Origin of the sequence: Devosia sp. BK (genome assembly GCF_032907385.1) — a bacterium.
GTDB lineage: Bacteria > Pseudomonadota > Alphaproteobacteria > Rhizobiales > Devosiaceae > Devosia.
In genome coordinates, this window is the sequence record NZ_JAIMBX010000001.1 from 930,228 (window position 1) to 947,310 (window position 17,083).

The window sequence follows — 17,083 nt, forward strand, 5'->3', positions numbered from 1 at the left end:
GCAGCTCTTTAACGTGAGGTCTCCCATGGCGTCGGCTTATAAGCGCATTCTGCTCAAAGTGTCGGGCGAGGCGCTGGCGGGGGACAACTCCTTCGGCATCGAACCGCCATTTCTCCAGGCCGTTGCCCGTCAGATTGCCCAGGTCGCACAAGCCGGAACCCAGGTCGCCATCGTCGTCGGCGGCGGTAACATTTTCCGTGGCATGGCCGGCGCTGCCGACGGCACCGACCGTGTGACGGCCGATCTCATGGGCATGCTCGGAACCATGATCAACGCTCTGGCGCTCTCGAACGCCATTTCGCGTCAAGGGGTTAAATCCAAGCCCTTCAGCGCTGCGACCATGCCTTCAGTTGCCGACACCTTCACCGCACGTGATGCCAAGCAGGCCCTGGAAGAGGGTTTCGTCGTCGTCCTCGGTGGCGGCACGGGCAATCCGTTCTTCACCACGGATACCGCCGCCACCCTGCGTGCCATCGAGCTCGAATGCGACGTCGTGCTCAAGGGCACAAAGGTCGATGGCGTCTATTCCGATGACCCGAAAAAGAACCCCGACGCGGTCCGATATTCCCATATCAGCTATGACGAAGTCATTTCTCGGAACCTGAAAGTCATGGACACAGCTGCATTTGCGCTTGCCCGCGACAGCCAGATGCCGATTATTGTATATTCCCTCGATGATGCGGCGGGCCTCTCCGGCGTTCTCAAGGGCGAAGGCCTTTCTACGCGCGTTGGCGGCGCGGCTTAGGGCAGGGCCGTTTGGCACCTTCAGGTGTTTTGAAATTAAAAGAAGCGCGCCCAAGCTGGCTGCGCCAAGTGACTGGAAGGACCTCGGCCATGGCCTATGATCTCAACGACATCAAGAACCGTATGCAGAAGTCGATCGCCTCGCTCAAGGACGAACTGTCTGGCCTGCGTACCGGTCGCGCCAGCGCCAGCTTGCTCGAGCCTGTCACGGTTGATGCCTATGGTTCGCGTACGCCGCTCAATCAGGTCGCGACCGTTACCGTTCCTGAGCCCCGCATGCTCTCGGTTCAGGTTTGGGATCGTGGTCTCGCCAATGCCGTCGAAAAGGCCATTCGTGACAGCGGTCTTGGCCTCAATCCGATGGGCGAGGGCCAGGTTATCCGCGTTCCATTGCCTGAGTTGAACGAACAGCGCCGCAAGGAACTTGCAAAGGTCGCGCATACTTATGCCGAGCAGGCTCGTGTCGCGGTGCGCCACATTCGCCGCGATGGGATGGACGCCTTGAAAAAGGCGGAGAAGGACAGCGACATGAGCCAGGACGATGCTAAGAAGCAGTCGGATTTGGTTCAGAAGGCGACCGACGATGCCGTCAAGGAAATCGATGTGATCGTCGCGTCCAAAGAACAGGAAATCATGCAGGTCTAAGATCTGCGTGTAGGCGCCACCGGGAGGGGCGTTTATGGCAAGCGAGAACGCTGCGAAAATTGACCCGGCCTCAGGGCCGGGCTTGCGCATTCCAGTCCATCTGGGCGTCATCATGGATGGCAATGGCCGCTGGGCCAAAGCCAAGGGAAAGCGGCGCACCGAGGGTCATGTGCAGGGCGTTCAATCGCTCCGCAATGTCGTCGAATATTGCATCAAGTTCGGCGTCAGTTATCTGACGGTATTCAGTTTTTCATCTGAAAACTGGGCCCGGCCGGCTGACGAAGTCTCCTTCATTTTTGGTCTTCTCCGCCGGTTCGTAGTGTCGGATCTGCAGCGCCTGATCCGCAACAATGTCCGCATAAAGATCATTGGCGCGCGCAAAGGGCTCGAGCCCTCGTTGATTCGTTTGATAGACGAGGTGGAGGCCAAAACCGCAAACAATACCGGTCTCGTCCTGGTGGTCGCGTTCAATTATGGCGCCCGCGCTGAGATCACGGATGCCGTACGTTCGCTGGTCGCCGATGCGGTCGCCGGCAAGATCGATCCGGCCAGCATCGACGAGGCGACTATTTCTCGCGCCCTCTACACGCGTGAAATCCCCGATCCCGATATCATCATCAGAACCAGTGGCGAGCAGCGTCTGTCCAATTTCCTTCTCTGGCAGTCGGCCTATTCGGAATTGGTATTCGTTCCTGAAAACTGGCCTGATTTCGATGAGACGAGCTTTGTGCGCGTCCTCGAAACCTACGCCATGCGTGATCGTCGTTATGGTGGCCTAGGGGCAGGCGGGAGCTGATGGAGCCTCAAGAGCCGTCACCACAGCAAGCATCACGCCCAAGCCGAAATTGGGCTGATATGGGACCTCGTCTGGCCTCTGCCGCGGTTCTGATCCTGCTGACGGTGACTGCGCTTTATCTCGGCAGCTATTTCTTTTCCGGCGTTGTCGGCGCGGTCTATGCGGGTGTCTACCGGGAGTGGGAAACCATGGTGTCCCGCGCTCCGCTCACGCCTGGGGGATTTGCGCTTATCGGTCTCGTCGGGCTTTCCGGCCTGGTTTTCCCCTGGCTTGGCATGATCGGTCTCGTGGCCACGATAGCGATCGCCTGCGTGGTTGCAGTCTTCATGGGCCGAGAACTCGCAAGCTGGCGCATCGGTGGTCTTGCGCTATTTGGCTTGCTGATTTTATCCGCGGTGCTCATGCGCGGGGCCACAATGGATGGCATCTGGGCGGGGGTTTATCTAGGGACCGTGGTGTGGATGACTGACTCGGCGGCTTTCTTCACTGGCCGTCAGATCGGCGGCGAGAAGCTCGCCCCCGGTATCTCTCCCTCTAAAACCTGGTCAGGCGCTCTTGGCGGCTTGGCCCTCGGAACTGCCGCAGGCTTGATCGTCTGGACGCTGATCACGGATTCGCCCTGGTGGATCGGGCTTCTCCTTTCCATTGCGATCAGCATAGTCGGTCAGCTCGGTGATCTTTGCGAAAGCGCCGTGAAGCGGCATTTCCGGATCAAGGACAGCGGCGATATCATTCCAGGCCACGGTGGCCTGATGGACCGGCTTGATAGCCTGACGCTTGGTCTTGTGCTTGTTTTAATCGTGGGTGCGGCACATGGCGGATTTGGCGCGGTAGCCCAAGGTCTGCTTTACTGGTGAGAACCAGGGGCCGGTCGGCCCATTTTGAGGAATGACGATGTTCGAATCCGTGACTTGGCTCTTGTCCTACGTCATTCCATTTCTCGCGGTTCTAACCGTCATCGTCTTCGTCCACGAAATGGGCCATTACCTCGTTGCTCGCTGGAATGGTGTCGCCATCCAGGCCTTCTCGATCGGCTTTGGCCGCGAGCTGTTCGGCTGGACCGACAAGCACGGAACCCGTTGGAAACTCTCGGCTGTGCCATTGGGCGGCTACGTCCGCTTCGCCGGCGATATGAATGCCTCCAGCATGCCCGATCCCGATGCGCCGGAGTTGCAGGACCCCGCGATCGCGCCGCGGCTGTTCGTCAACAAAAACGTCTGGCAGCGTATTTCCATCGTTGCGGCGGGTCCGATCGCGAATGTGCTGCTGACCTTCCTGATCCTTTATGCACTGCTGCTTGGCTATGGTCGCTATAGCGTCCCGGCAGTCATCGGCGAGGTTTTGCCTGACTCGGTAGCGCAATCAGCCGGTTTCGAGCCGGGAGATCGAATCCTGTCGGTAGACGGTTATGTCGTTCGTGGCTTTGAGGATTTCCAGCGCTACGTTGCGACGAGTCCAGCTCGCCAAGTGGTCATCGAAATTCAGCGCGGCGATACGAATCGAACCATCGACCTCACGCCCGAGCCGGTGGTCATTCAGGACCGCTTCGGTAACGACCAGAGAATCGGCCGCATCGGGGTTAGTCGAGAAACGTCGCAAGGCGATATCGAGCTTTATAAGCCGGGACCGGTCGAAGCGATCGGCATGACAGTCGAGGAAATTCGGTTCATCGTGCAGCGCACGGCCGCGTTCTTGGGCGATTTCTTCGTTGGGCGCGGTGATGTCCAGCAGCTCAGCGGCCCGGTCAAGGTGGCCAAAGTGTCGGGCGAAGTCGCGACCCTTGGGGTGATCGCTCTGATCAACCTCATGGCGCTCCTCTCACTCAACATTGGTATATTCAATCTTTTGCCAATTCCCATGCTCGACGGCGGGCATCTCATGTACTATCTGATCGAGGCAATTCGGGGACGGCCTCTTAGCATGCGCGTGCAGGAGATTGGTTTCCGCTTTGGGTTCGCGCTGGTTCTGGCATTGATGGTCTTTACACTCTTCAATGATACGGTCTTCGACCATTTCGGGATTTTGCGCTAACCCTTTGTTAACCTTGGTTCGCAAGGTGTTGCACGAATACAAGCGCGCCAATGAATTGCTAACCGCGTCCCGGCTTCCCGCTTGTCCGTGGTTAAAAAAACAGTAAAACACTTCAATGGAGTGGCTTGGGGGAGCGGCGTTTGACGATTCTCCGGGCAGGTCGCAGAAGGCAATAACAATATGATTAACCCCACCAAGCTGATGCGTGGCGCCGTTTCGGTGATCGCCATTATGGGCGCGAGCCCGATGGTCGGAGCCGGGGTGCCAGTTCTGGGCGTTGCCATTGCGCAGGCTCAGGAGCAGTTGGTCGGCTCGGTGTTGTTCGAGGGCAATCGTCGCTTCTCTGATACCCAATTGCTGGCGATGGTCGATGTGTCCGCCTCCGGTATCTACACCCAGCAACGCGTTGCGGCCGACGTTGAAAGCATCCGTCAGGCCTATGATCGCGATGGTTTCCTTGGTGTGACGGTGACGTCCCGCACTGAAGCGACTGCCGATGGGCGCGTCCGTGTTATCTTCCAGGTCAATGAAGGTGAGCGCGCGGGCATCGCTGCGATCAACTTCACCGGCAACAACGCGATCAGCAGCGGCAACCTCAAGGGCGCCATGTTGACCAAGGAAACCGGCATTCTGAGCTGGCTACTCCGCGACGACACGTATGACGAGCGCAAGCTTGCCGTCGATCGTGAGCGCGTTCGTCAGTATTATGCAAATCGTGGCTATCCCGATGCGCAGGTCAATGCGGTCGCTGAGTACGAAGCGGCGCGCAATGCGTACTTCATCAATTTCACGATCAATGAAGGCCAGCGCTACGAGTTCGGCAACATTGGTATCGAAACCAGCATCAACGGTCTGAACACCGAAGTGCTTCGCTCGTCTGTGCAGACGGGGCAGGGTGCGCAGTATTCTGCGACGAACCTGCAGAAGACTATCGAGGACATGTCCTACGAAGCGGCGACCCAAGGCTACTCCTTCGCCGACGTCCGGGCTCGTCTCGATCGTGATGTTGCCACCGGCACCTTCAACGTGACCTACCTCGTCGATGAAGGCGCGCGCATCTATGTCGAGCGCGTCAACATCACCGGTAACACCAAGACCCGCGACTTCGTTATTCGTCGCGAACTGGAATTTGGTGAAGGCGACCCTTTCAACCGTTCCATGGTTGTGCGTGGCCGCGAAGCCATCCAGGATCTCGGCTACTTCTCCGCAGTTGAAGTGACGACGGCCCCTGGCTCTTCGGCGGATAAGGTTGTTCTCAACATCAACGTTACGGAAACCTCTACGGGCGAATACGGCGCCAGCGCCGGCTATTCCACCAGCGACGGTATCCTCGGCGAAGTCTCGCTTACCGAGCGTAACTTCCTCGGTCGCGGTCAGTATCTGCGTGCTGCAATCGGCGCGACCCAGTCCGGCCGTACGTTCGACTTCTCCTTCACCGAGCCCCGTTTCATGGGCCTCAAGGTGTCTGCTGGCGTCGATGCGTATCACCGCATTTCCGACGAAACGACGACGACCTTCTACGGTTCGCAGTCGACGGGCGGTCAGCTTCGCTTCGGCGTTCCGATCACGAGCGCGCTCACCGCGTCGCTGTATGGTGGTTACGAACGCAAGACGATCACTGACGAGAAGGACAATCCGCAGTTCAAGTCGTCCCTCGTCGAAAATGGTCAGGAATTCAACAAGGCATTCATCGGCTATACGCTGACCTGGAATGGCCTTGATGACACCAAGGATCCGACAAAAGGTCTCTACGCGACCTTTAGCCAGCAGTATATTGGCTGGGATCATAACCTGCTGAAGAGCGAGGCTCGCGCCCGTTACTTCGTGCCACTGCTCGATGATAGCGGCATCATTGCCAGCGTCCGTGGTCAGGCCGGCGTGGTCAACAGCATGGACGGTGGTTCGGTCCATGCCGTGGAAGCCTTCATGCCGGGTCCAAACCTCATACGTGGTTTCGAAGGTCGTGGTGTTGGTCCTCGTTTGACCACCGGCGAATATCTCGGCGCAACCATGTATGCTGCGGCTTCTGCCGAGATCGAATTCCCGATCCCGGCTCTGCCTGAAAGCTATGGTCTGACCGGCGCGCTCTGGGCAGATGCGGCCTGGATCGATGGTCTGCCAGGGCAGGGTACTGGTACCCTTGATCCGGCAAGCCAGGATACGCCGCTCCGGACTTCGGTTGGTGCATCGCTCATTTGGGACTCACCGTTTGGTCCTCTCCGTGGCGACGTTTCCCACGTCTTCAACAAGTCCACCGCGGATCGTACGCAGGTGTTCCAGATCACGCTTCAGACCTTGCTCTAGTCCGAGCAACGTGAAAGAAGTCATCAAGCCGCGGGGCGGTAACTCCCGCGGCTTTTTCTTTTGAAGTGATCTGATGGTCGATACACGATTTCACCGCTTTGCCGGCCCGGTTGCTATTGGGGCATTGCTCACAGAGCTGGGTTTTCCCGAGCTTGCTGCGGACCTGACCAACGCAAACGGTATCGTTGGCGGTGTTTCCGAGCTTGAACTCGCCGCGGCCGATGAGCTCGTCCTCGCGGCGCACGCATCCTACACCGAAGACCTGGCGCGGACGTCCGCAGGCTTCGCCATCGTTCACCCGGTTCTTCGCGAAAAGGCTCCTTCGCATACGCAGGTCATCGTAACGCCGAAGGCTCATATCCTCTTCGCGCAAATCCTGGATCGTCTCTATCCATCGAGCACTCGCTCGGTCATCGCTGGCGGTCGTGACGATCTCGGAGCGCCGATCTTTGAACGCGATGTGACCATAGGGTCGAATGTCGTCGTCGGGAATGGTGTCGAGATTGGCCGGGGCACGGTGATCGGCGCCAATACGGTGATTGGTCCTGGCGTAACCATTGGCCGGAACAGCGTCATCGCTGCAAATTGCACGATCGATTGCGCTCACCTCGGCAACGATGTGGTTCTGCATTCTGGCGTTCGTGTCGGGACTGAGGGCTTTGGCTGGCTCGATCATGGTCAGGGCAATCGCAAGATTCCCCAGCTTGGCCGTGTCATCGTCCAAGATCGCGTCGAGATCGGTGCCAATAGCACGATTGATCGCGGCGCTCTGGGCGATACAGTCATCGGTGAAGGTACCAAGATCGATAATCTAGTTCAGATTGGGCACAACTGCCGTATTGGGCGCAGTTGCCTTATTGCTGCGATGAGCGGCCTGTCGGGCTCGACGGTCGTTGAGGATGGTGTGCTGCTCGGTGGTGGCGTTGGCACCTCCGGACACTTGCGCATTGGCGCGGGAAGCGTCGTTTATGGCCGCGCGGCTGTGACGAAGGATTGGCCCGCTGGCTCCAAACTGGCCGGCGCGCCAGCCCAGGATGCAAAAGACTTTTGGCGGGAGTTGGCCGCTTTACGTAAAATTTCCAAGGGGGATAAGCGGGGATGACTGAACCGGTGAGCAATACCGAACTCGACGCCATGACCATCATGGATATCCTCAGCACGCTGCCTCATCGGTATCCGATGCTGATGATCGACAAGATCATCGAAATCGATGGCGACGACTCGGCTATCGGTATCAAGAACGTCACGGTCAACGAGCCTGCTTTCCAGGGGCATTTCCCCGGTAGTCCGATTTTCCCCGGAGTGCTGATCATCGAGGGCATGGCGCAGGTCTGCGGCGCGATTGCGATCCGTCACGATTCTCGCGATGATAAGAAGAGCATCGTCATGCTGCTCGGCGTCGACAAGGCGCGTTTCCGTCATCCTGCGGGGCCCGGCGATACCCTCGAATACCATGTCAGCAAGATCCAGCGTCGCCGCAACGTCGGCCGTTATCGTGCCGAAGCGAAGGTCAACGGCAAGGTTGTGGCTGAAGCCGAGATCACAGCGATGATCTCCGAGGCAAACTCGTGAGCGACACCGTTGTCCACCCGACAGCGATTGTTGCCAGCGGGGCGCAGTTGGGAGCCGGCGTCAAAATCGGCCCTTACAGCATCGTGGGCGAAAATGTCGTTCTGGGCGATGGCGTAGAACTGATCTCGCACGCCGTGATCGAAGGCCGTACGACCATCGGTGCGGACACGAAAGTTTTCCCCTTTGCCTCCGTCGGCCATCAGCCGCAGGATCTGAAATTTCATGGCGAGCTGTCGCGGGTCGAAATCGGCGCGCGCTGCACGATCCGGGAATCGGTGACGATCAATCCCGGCACTGAAGGCGGCGGCATGCTGACGAAGATCGGCGACGACTGCCTGCTCATGGCGTGCTCGCACGTCGCCCACGATGTGCTCGTCGGCAACAATGTCGTTCTGGCCAATTACGTCGGTCTCGCGGGCCATTCGGTCATCGGCAACAATGTTCGTTTCGGCGGCATGTGCGGTGTTCATCAGTTCGTTCGCATCGGCGACCACGCTTTTGTCGGTGCCCACAGCATGGTCGATGGCGATGTCATTCCCTATGGCATGGCCATTGGAAATCGTGCGCGTTTGGCCGGCCTTAATCTGGTCGGCCTCAAGCGCGCTGGTTTCGACCGCGAAGAATTGCATCGACTGCGTGCGGCTTACCGCATGATCTTCTCGAGCGAAGGCACTTTGCGCGAGCGCGTCGATGACGCAGCTGGCATGTTCAAGGATGCCAAGCTGGTCCAGGACGTCGTCTCTTTCATTGCCTCCGTGAAAGATAGGCCGCTTTGCTTGCCGCGTGCGGAAGCGGAAGAAGAATAATTGTCCGCGCCCGTCGGCACGCCGAGTCTGTCGAAACCGTTGAACCTGTTCATCCTGGCTGGTGAGCCTTCCGGCGACAGAATTGCCGCCAATCTCGTGCAGCGCTTGCGAGAGACGACAGCGGTAAACTTGACAGGCGTGGGTGGAGAAGCTCTCGCTGACGAAGGCCTTCAGTCGCTCTTCGATATGAACGAGCTCTCGGTGATGGGCTGGGCCGACGTTCTTCCGAGATTGCCGAAGCTCTTGTGGCGGGCACGTCAGGTCGCAAAGACCATCATTCGCCAACGTCCTGACGTCGTTGTCTTTGTCGATGCTCAGGTCTTCTCGGCGATTGTGGCCAAGCAGGTCTACAAAGCCGCTCCCGATATTCCAATCTTGCTCTGCGTCGCGCCGGCAGTGTGGGCCTGGAAGCCTGAGCGGGCGCAGGAGCTAAAGCCGCGTTTCCGCGAGGTCATGGCGGTGCTGCCCTTCGAGCCTGCGTTCATGCGAACTGCTCATGGCCCGGAAACGCACTATATTGGTCATCAAGCGACGCACGCACTGAACTTTCGTACGGACATTCCAGCGACGGGCCCGGTGCTTTTGCTGCCCGGCAGCCGCGACGGAGAGCTGCGACGCCATTTGCCCTTGATGAAGGAAACGGCGATCGCACTCGCCAAGCATCCTCGTGTGACAGGCTTCATGATTCCAACGCCGCGTCGTCTGGAACATTCGCTCAAACGGCTTGTCTCCGACTGGCCTGTGCCGGTGGACGTCATCACAGGCGAAGGGCCGAAGGCGTCAGCGATGGCAGAGGCAGTTGCGGCAGTCGCTGTTACTGGCACCGTCACACTGGAATTGGCTTTGGCTGGCGTACCGATGGTCACGACTTATGTCGCCGACAAAGGGCAGGCCAAACGCTGGTTCAAATATAAAGTGAAGTTTGCCGCGCTCCCGAATGCCATTCTGGACCAGGCTTTGGTGCCGGAGATTCTACAGCTGGAGCCCGATGGCGAGGCACTTACGTCCGCCGTCCGACAGCTGCTGGACGCACCGGACATTGCGCCCAAGCAGGTGGATGGTTTTGCTCGGATACGGACAGTGATGGAGCAGGGAACGCCGGAGGATCCACGAGTAAATCCAGCAGAACGTGTCTTGAGCCACTGGACCCAGAAATGAAAAGGCCCCGTTGAAGCGGGGCCTTTGTTTTTAGCGGGTCTGGAGGTCGGTGTAATCGCGCGCCGTTGCGCCGTTATAAAGCTGACGCGGGCGACCGATCTTCTTTTGCGGATCGCCAATCATTTCCTTCCACTGGCTGATCCAGCCAACCGTACGGGCGACGGCGAAGAGCACGGTGAACATCGAGGTCGGGAAGCCGATGGCATCGAGAATGACGCCAGAATAGAAGTCGACGTTCGGATAGAGCTTGCGATCGACGAAGTACGGATCTTCGAGAGCGATCTTCTCAAGTTCCTTGGCAACCTGCAGTGTCGGATTGTTCGAAACATCGAGCAAAGCCAGAACGCGGTTTGCGGTCTGCTGCATGACCTTAGCGCGCGGGTCGTAGTTCTTGTAGACGCGGTGACCGAAGCCCATCAGGCGGAACGGATCGTTCTTGTCCTTGGCGCGGGCGATGAATTCCGGGATGCGATCAACGGTGCCAATTTCGCGCAACATGTTGAGCGCGGCTTCGTTGGCGCCGCCATGGGCAGGGCCCCAGAGACAGGCCACGCCGGCAGCGATACAGGCGAACGGATTGGCGTCGGACGAGCCAGAGAGGCGAACGGTCGAGGTCGAGGCGTTCTGCTCATGATCGGCATGGAGCGTAAAGATCAGATCCATTGCCCGGGCAATCTCGGGGTCGACCTTGTATTCTTCCGCAGGCACCGAGAAGCACATGTGGAGGAAGTTCGAGGCGTAATCGAGATCGTTGCGCGGATACACGAAAGGTTGGCCGATCGAGTACTTATAGGCCATCGCGGCGAGCGTAGGAATCTTGGCGATCATGCGGATCGACGCGATCTCGCGCTGCTGCGGGTCGTTGATATCGGTCGAGTCATGGTAGAATGCGGCCATGGCGCCGACGACGCCGGTCATGACGGCCATTGGATGCGCATCGCGACGGAAGCCGCGGTAGAAGTAGTGCATCTGCTCGTGCACCATGGTGTGCTTGGTGACGAGCTCTTCGAATTCCTTGCACTGCGCGGCGGTCGGCAATTCGCCGTAGAGCAGCAGGTAGCAGACTTCGAGATAGTTGGATTTCTCGGCCAATTGCTCGATCGGATAACCGCGATAGAGCAGTTCGCCCTTGTCGCCATCGATATAGGTGATGGCGCTGTCGCAGGCGGCTGTCGAGGTGAAGCCAGGATCGTAGGTGAAGAGGCCGGTCTTGGCGTAAAGCGAGCGGATGTCGACGACATCTGGCCCGACGGTTCCGCTCAGAATCGGGAATTCGACGGTCTGGTCCCCGACCGTGAGTTTGGCGACTTTTTCGGTCATTGAGCTCTCCTCGAAATGCCCGCGCTCCGAGGGAAGGGAGGTGAAGCGGGGCAGCACCTCCAGCGGTGCCGATTTGCTGACGGAGAGGTATCAGTTTTTGCCCCGCTTGGGCAACCGATAGGTAAGCAGAGGTTACCCTCTGCTAACCTATGGACTAAGCGGTTTGGTCATTCAAACGTGCCATCGATTCTTCGCGGCCGATGAGCACCATGACTTCGAAGATTCCCGGCGAAACAGTGCGCCCGGTAAGGGCCGCGCGCAGCGGCTGTGCGAGCTTGCCGAGCTTCAAACCCTTTTCTTCGGCCAGTTTGCGCATCTCGGCGTCGATCGCGGGCACTGACCAATCGGCAAGGCCCCCTAACGTTTCGGCAATGCTGGCGAGAACCGTCTTGGCCTCAGGCGTGAGGAGCGCGGCTGCGGCGGCATCGGGCATGATAGGGCGCAGAGCGTAGATGAACTGCGCAAGGTCGATGAGCTCAAGAACGGTCTTGGCGCGTGGCTGCAATTCCGGCAGGGCGGCCAGCACGGTGTTGTGGTTGGCCATCAGGCCCTTCGCGTCTTCGTCGCGACCGACTTCCTTGGCCGTCTCGATCATGACGTTGTAGAGGTAGGTTGGGTCCGCTTCGCGGATATAGTGGCCGTTGATGTTCTCGAGCTTGACGAAATCGAAGCGCGCCGCGCCCTTATTGAGCGCCTCAAGGCTGAACCACTCGACCATCTGATCGGTTGAGAAGATTTCCTCGTCGCCATGGCTCCAGCCGAGGCGCGCGAGATAGTTGCGAACCGCTGCAGGCAGATAGCCCATCTGGCGATAGGCTTCGACGCCGAGCGCGCCGTGACGCTTGGAGAGCTTGGCGCCATCCGGACCATGGATCAGCGGGATATGCGCCATCTCGGGCACGGTCCAACCCATGGCGTTGTAAATAATGATCTGGCGGGCGGCATTGGTCAGGTGATCGTCGCCGCGGATGATGTGGGTGACGCCCATGTCATGATCGTCGACCACAACCGCGTGCATGTAGGTGGGCGTGCCGTCCGAGCGCAGGATGATGAAATCATCGAGGTTTTCGGTCTTGAAGACGACATCGCCCTGAACGTGGTCACGGACGACGATTTCGCCGGTCAGCGGCGCCTTGATGCGGATCACCGGCGAGACGCCTTCGGGCGCTTCTTTCGGGTCGCGATCGCGCCAGTAACCGTTATAGCGCGGCGGCTTTCCGGCGGCGCGGGCTTCTTCGCGCATCTGGTCGAGCTCTTCGGGCGAGCAATAGCAATAATAGGCGTGGCCCATCTTGACGAGCTCGTGCGCAACCTCGGCGTGACGCGACGCGCGACCGAACTGGCTGATCGGATCGCCATCCCAGTCGAGGCCAAGCCACTTCAGGCCATCGATAAGCGCGGTCACGGCCGCTTCGGTTGAACGTTCGCGATCGGTGTCCTCGATGCGCAGCAGCATCTTGCCGCCCTGGTTCTTGGCATAAGCCCAGCTGAACAAGGCAGTGCGAGCGCCGCCGATATGCAGGTACCCGGTGGGAGATGGAGCGAAACGAGTAATGACCTGGGACATGATTACCGGAACGAATTGAGGAATTTTGGGCCGTGTGTAGCATAGGCGGGCTTGAGCGCAAGGGCGGGGGCTCGCCATGGACGGGCATGGGACTGGAACGCGACAACTGATGCCGGTGGCCGAGGCCTCTGGCTATCGCGGCTGGTTGTCTTTTGTCTCACCCACCAAGATCACCGCCTCGCTTGGCGCTGCCAGTCACGGGGCAGTCAATGATCGCCGCCTGTTTGCTGTGCTGCCGTTCAGCATGATCCTTGGCCTGGTTCTCTATGTCGCTTTGCCAGGTGAGCCTGCGATCCTCCATTTTTCTATTGGTTCGGCCGCCGTTACGGGTTTGGTGATTGCGGCCTTCGCAACGGGCAGTATGGCGGTTCTGCGCTTGGCGGCCCAGATTGCGGCACTGTGGCTTGGCTTAGTTTTGCTTCCACTGCACGCAGTTGTCTTTGGAACTCAAATGCTGGCCGTGCCTGCTTATGGCACCTATGCCGCGACAATTGACGAAGTCCTTTCTAGCGACGACGAGGGCATTAGGGTCGTCGTGTCTGGCCTCGAACCACTGGAGGATGCTCGCGCCGTTCCGATCCGAAGAGCCCGAGTGCTTTTGCAGACAGAACCGCAGGTGCAGATTGGCGACATCGTAAAGGGCCGGATGAGACTGGCGCCGGTGCCTGGTCCGATTTTGCCGGGCGCGTTCGATGGCCAGTTTCACGCATATTTTGCCGGCATCGGCGCCTATGGCAGCGCCATTGCTCCCGTCGCAATCATCGAGCAAGGCAGCGAAGATGCGATCGCAAGGCGCGTTCAAAGCCTTCGGCGCCTCATAGCGGATCGCATTGATCTCGCCCTCACGGATGACAGCGCCGCGATCGGCAAAGCTATGACCATGGGCGACCAGAGCGCGATCTCCGACGAGACACGCGAGGTCATGGCCGCGGCCGGGCTGGCGCATGTCTATTCGATTTCGGGCCTTCACCTATCGATCGTTGCCGGCGGCATATTTTGGATGGTGCGGTTGGTTCTAGCCTGCTTGCCGTTTACCGTTGCTTGGCCCAACAAACAAATTGCCGCGGTTGCCGGCCTTTCGACCGCCTTTGCCTATCTGATGCTGGCGGGCGGCCTCGACAATGTCCCCGCCTTTCGCTCCACATTAATGTTGGCGCTGATTTTTGGGGCGGTGCTTGCCGGGCGTCGTGCGCTAACGATGCGTAACGTTGCGATTGCGGCAATCGTCATTATCCTCATCGATCCAGCGAGCGTTTTTCGCGCCAGCTTCCAGCTTTCATTCGCAGCCGTTGTCGCCCTGATCGGTGTCTATGAACTGCCCCAAAGGCGGCCCAATAACGGTAGCGGGGTTAGCCGGCTGGTACGGTTCATATCTGCGACAGCGTGGACAAGTTTTGTGGCCGGGGCCGCGACGCTGTTGTTCTCCGCCTATCACTTTCAACAGACGTCGCCGTTGGGTGTCGTCGGCAACGTGCTGGCCTTGCCGTTCGTCAGCCTGATCATGGGTTTTGGATCGCTGGCCATCGTCGCGATGCCGTTTGGTCTTGATGGTCCAATGTTGCATTTGATGGGGTGGAATATCGATCGGATGGTCGATGTCTCGGTGCTTGTCGCCGGTTGGAGCGCATCACTGATAGGCAATCCCATATTGGAGGGATGGACCTTGCTGGTTGGCCTTGCTGCCTTGGCGTGGTTCGCCTTCTTCGAAGGAAGATGGCGGTTTGTGGGACCAGCAGTTCTCGTGCCGGTCATTCTCCTATGGGGATTTTCCCCAAGACCGGACATTCTGATCGCGGATACGACACAGGCAGTAGCCGTGCGAAATGGGCCCGATCTGGCACTCATGTCCGGTAAGACCGGCAGTTTCGCAGTCGACGTTTGGAGCCGGTACTACCAGACCGAGATCGGCTCAGCCCATCCTGAAGCCCGGTGCGACAGCCTGGGCTGCATTTTGAGAACAGACGATTACAGCGTCGCTGTTGTGCGCAATGCCGCAGCCTTCGCTGAGGACTGCGGAGGCTTTGACCTGATCATTGCACGTGTACGTGCTCCTGCGAATTGCAATGCTGAGGCGCAAATCATTGGACCACAGGACCTCGCTGAAGGTGGCGTGCAGTGGCTCAAATGGAATGGCGAAGCCGGGCGGTTTGATATCCGCCCAGCCATAGAAACGCTCAGTCGGCCTTGGCGAGTCGTGCCACGGTGACGCCGGCTGCGGCGAGTTCCGTGCCGCCGACAACATATTCGGCTTCGTCGCTCGCCATCACTAGGCTCGCGTCGCTGGCTGAATAGTTGACGTAGATGCGGAAGCCGCCGCGGCTGCGGGCGCGGACGCCGGCGGGTAGGGTGAGAACCGGCAGATCGGCTTCGGCAATCAGATAGTCAGCTATGCGCTGCATCAATCCGCGGTCGCCGCTCGCCGTGAGATAGAAGATCTTGCCCTGCGAGATCAGCACGGGGACGCCTTCATGATCTTCCATGATGACTTCGCCGCGTGTCTCGACCTTTTCGCGCCAAAGCCGCGTGAAGCCCCCGCCCTTTACGGGTACGGACACATAGGCGGAGATGCTGTCCACACGCATGACTTTTGCGTCGAGCAGATTGGGCGAGAGATCGGGACCAAGCTTGGCCGGAATGGCAAAATTCTTGGTCTTGGAGCCCGTGCGCGGGCCAAGCAGCAGATAGCCTTCGAAACTGGCGACGGCTTCGCGCAGTTCATCGGTCCAGGCGAAGAGCGCTGGGATGGCGACGACGTCATACCCGGCAAAACTCTTGGTCTTGGGCGAGAGAATATCGATGTCGATGCCGTGCTTGCGGAAGGCTGAGTAGATGTCGCGGACATGGGCACCGTGCTTGAAGCCGTCAGCCTGCGGCTGAACCTGCCAAGCCCATTCGCTATCGTAATCGAAGACGATAGCGACGCGGGCTTTGCCGGCCTGACCGTCGATGCCGGTCTGCTTCAGTTCCTGGGCGACCTGAATCGCTTCGTCATAGGCGGGTGCGGGTTCGCTGTCAGGCCGGAGAAGGCCAGCATGCATTTGCTCCTGCGCGAAGGGGGCCTGACGCCAGCGGAAATAGGAGACGACTTCGGCGCCATGGGCAAAGGCTTCCCAAGCCCAAAGGCGGGCCATGCCCGGCAGCGGATCTGGGTTGAACTTGGCCCAATTCACCGGGCCTGGCTGCTGCTCCATGATCCACCACCGGCCATGACCGACCGTGCGATAGAGGTCGTGGTGGAAGGCGGCGTTGTCGGGGTCGCCCTGGCGCATATATTGGCGCTTGATGTCGTCGGGTTCGTCGCTGACCGCGAGGTGGCCGATTGGATAGGAATCCCAGCTCGCGACATCGAGCGTTTCGGCCACATCGTAGTGGTCGAACTCGGTGTAGCGGCTCATGAAATTGTGGATGACCGGCAGGTCCGGCCGCTTGGCCTTGAGGATATCGTATTGGGTCTTGTTAAAGGCCGCGACCTGATCGGACGAGTAGCGCCGGAAGTCGAGCGCGTGGATTGGGTTAGGATCGGTGATCAATAGGTTCGGCAGCTCGATCTGGTCGAAGCTGTTGTATTCCATCGACCAGAAGACATTGCCCCAGGCGTCGTTCAGCGCCTCGATCGACCCGTAACGGGACGCGAGCCATTTGCGGAAACCTTCGAGCGCAGCCGGGGAATAAGAATAGGTCGTGCCATGGCAGCCATATTCGTTGTCCGTCTGCCAGCCACCAAGTGCAGGGTGATCGCTGAGGGCATCGGCGAGGATCTGGGTAATTCGTGCCGATTCTTCGCGGAAGGGCAGGTGTGAGAAATCGTAGTGGCGGCGCGAGCCAAATCCCTTGCGCTTGCCTTGAGCGTCGACTGCCAGCATGTCCGGGTGCTTGTCGACCATCCAGCGTGGCGGCGTCGCCGTCGGCGTGCCGACGATGACCTTATGGCCGTGCTTGCCGAGGACGTCCATCGAGCGGATCATCCAATCGAGCTGTATATCGCCAGGGGTCGGCTCCATCCGCGACCAGGCGAATTCGCCGATGCGGACATATTTGATGCCGACTTCGGCCATGCGGGCCGCGTCTTTCTCCCACCACTCTTCGGGCCAGTGTTCAGGATAATAGCAAACGCCGAGGGCGGGAGAGATGGACATGGAA

Annotated in this window: 14 protein-coding genes; 11 read left to right on the forward strand and 3 right to left on the reverse strand. The window is 59.2% G+C overall.

The features are described from left to right. Positions 1–25: 25 nt before the first annotated feature. From pyrH to DevBK_RS04560, 10 genes are all read left to right on the forward strand, one after another. The gene (gene pyrH / locus DevBK_RS04515) at positions 26–745 is read left to right on the forward strand and encodes a UMP kinase (RefSeq protein ID WP_061911416.1); all 720 of its coding nucleotides are present in this window, start codon (positions 26–28) and stop codon (positions 743–745) included. Between the two features lie 89 nt (positions 746–834). Beyond that, a complete protein-coding gene (gene frr, locus DevBK_RS04520; RefSeq protein WP_061911417.1) occupies positions 835–1,389 on the forward strand; it encodes a ribosome recycling factor in 555 nt (184 codons plus the stop codon). Positions 1,390–1,423: 34 nt separating this feature from the next. After that, complete coding sequence (locus DevBK_RS04525; RefSeq protein WP_062630333.1) at positions 1,424–2,185, forward strand: isoprenyl transferase; 762 nt, start codon at positions 1,424–1,426, stop codon at positions 2,183–2,185. Positions 2,186–2,244: 59 nt separating this feature from the next. Next, the gene (locus DevBK_RS04530) at positions 2,245–3,042 is read left to right on the forward strand and encodes a phosphatidate cytidylyltransferase (protein ID WP_317184608.1); all 798 of its coding nucleotides are present in this window, start codon (positions 2,245–2,247) and stop codon (positions 3,040–3,042) included. A 37-nt stretch (positions 3,043–3,079) separates the two neighbouring features. Next, on the forward strand, positions 3,080–4,216 hold the full coding sequence (gene rseP / locus DevBK_RS04535) for an RIP metalloprotease RseP (protein ID WP_244484018.1): 1,137 nt from the start codon (positions 3,080–3,082) through the stop codon (positions 4,214–4,216). 180 nt (positions 4,217–4,396) lie between these two features. After that, positions 4,397–6,520, forward strand: coding sequence for an outer membrane protein assembly factor BamA (bamA, locus tag DevBK_RS04540; protein ID WP_317184609.1), 2,124 nt, complete (start codon positions 4,397–4,399; stop codon positions 6,518–6,520). A gap of 73 nt (positions 6,521–6,593) precedes the next feature. Continuing rightward, positions 6,594–7,622, forward strand: coding sequence for a UDP-3-O-(3-hydroxymyristoyl)glucosamine N-acyltransferase (lpxD, locus tag DevBK_RS04545; protein ID WP_317184610.1), 1,029 nt, complete (start codon positions 6,594–6,596; stop codon positions 7,620–7,622). Then, positions 7,619–8,092: a 3-hydroxyacyl-ACP dehydratase FabZ gene (gene fabZ / locus DevBK_RS04550; RefSeq protein ID WP_062630329.1), complete on the forward strand. Its 474-nt coding sequence runs from the start codon at positions 7,619–7,621 to the stop codon at positions 8,090–8,092. The genes lpxD and fabZ overlap by 4 nt, the downstream gene beginning before the upstream one ends. Next, positions 8,089–8,898 carry an acyl-ACP--UDP-N-acetylglucosamine O-acyltransferase gene (lpxA, locus tag DevBK_RS04555; protein ID WP_061911431.1) on the forward strand — a complete coding sequence of 270 codons (810 nt, stop codon included), beginning with the start codon at positions 8,089–8,091 and terminating at the stop codon, positions 8,896–8,898. Before fabZ ends, lpxA begins: the two co-directional genes overlap by 4 nt. Further along, a complete protein-coding gene (locus tag DevBK_RS04560) occupies positions 8,899–10,056 on the forward strand; it encodes a lipid-A-disaccharide synthase (protein ID WP_317184611.1) in 1,158 nt (385 codons plus the stop codon). A gap of 30 nt (positions 10,057–10,086) precedes the next feature. Here the strand turns inward: DevBK_RS04560 and gltA are convergent, their stop codons facing one another. Beyond that, on the reverse strand, positions 10,087–11,376 hold the full coding sequence (gene gltA / locus DevBK_RS04565; protein WP_061911435.1) for a citrate synthase: 1,290 nt from the start codon (positions 11,374–11,376) through the stop codon (positions 10,087–10,089). Positions 11,377–11,530: 154 nt separating this feature from the next. Beyond that, on the reverse strand, positions 11,531–12,946 hold the full coding sequence (gene gltX, locus DevBK_RS04570) for a glutamate--tRNA ligase (RefSeq protein ID WP_317185590.1): 1,416 nt from the start codon (positions 12,944–12,946) through the stop codon (positions 11,531–11,533). 241 nt (positions 12,947–13,187) lie between these two features. Between gltX and DevBK_RS04575 the strand changes: the two genes are divergently transcribed. Beyond that, positions 13,188–15,149, forward strand: coding sequence for a ComEC/Rec2 family competence protein (locus DevBK_RS04575; protein ID WP_317184612.1), 1,962 nt, complete (start codon positions 13,188–13,190; stop codon positions 15,147–15,149). On the opposite strand, the gene DevBK_RS04580 is transcribed toward DevBK_RS04575, so the two are convergent. Further along, a complete protein-coding gene (locus tag DevBK_RS04580; protein WP_317184613.1) occupies positions 15,118–17,079 on the reverse strand; it encodes a beta-galactosidase in 1,962 nt (653 codons plus the stop codon). The two genes, DevBK_RS04575 and DevBK_RS04580, sit on opposite strands and share 32 nt — an antisense overlap. Positions 17,080–17,083: the final 4 nt, after the last annotated feature.

Coding starts and splice junctions, on each gene's coding strand:
- pyrH (WP_061911416.1), top strand. CDS start 26: ATGGCGTCGGCTTATAAGCGCATTCTGCTCAAAGTGTCGGGCGAGGCG.
- frr (WP_061911417.1), top strand. CDS start 835: ATGGCCTATGATCTCAACGACATCAAGAACCGTATGCAGAAGTCGATC.
- DevBK_RS04525 (WP_062630333.1), top strand. CDS start 1,424: ATGGCAAGCGAGAACGCTGCGAAAATTGACCCGGCCTCAGGGCCGGGC.
- DevBK_RS04530 (WP_317184608.1), top strand. CDS start 2,245: ATGGGACCTCGTCTGGCCTCTGCCGCGGTTCTGATCCTGCTGACGGTG.
- rseP (WP_244484018.1), top strand. CDS start 3,080: ATGTTCGAATCCGTGACTTGGCTCTTGTCCTACGTCATTCCATTTCTC.
- bamA (WP_317184609.1), top strand. CDS start 4,397: ATGATTAACCCCACCAAGCTGATGCGTGGCGCCGTTTCGGTGATCGCC.
- lpxD (WP_317184610.1), top strand. CDS start 6,594: ATGGTCGATACACGATTTCACCGCTTTGCCGGCCCGGTTGCTATTGGG.
- fabZ (WP_062630329.1), top strand. CDS start 7,619: ATGACTGAACCGGTGAGCAATACCGAACTCGACGCCATGACCATCATG.
- gltA (WP_061911435.1), bottom strand. CDS start 11,376: ATGACCGAAAAAGTCGCCAAACTCACGGTCGGGGACCAGACCGTCGAA.
- DevBK_RS04575 (WP_317184612.1), top strand. CDS start 13,188: ATGATCCTTGGCCTGGTTCTCTATGTCGCTTTGCCAGGTGAGCCTGCG.
- DevBK_RS04580 (WP_317184613.1), bottom strand. CDS start 17,079: ATGTCCATCTCTCCCGCCCTCGGCGTTTGCTATTATCCTGAACACTGG.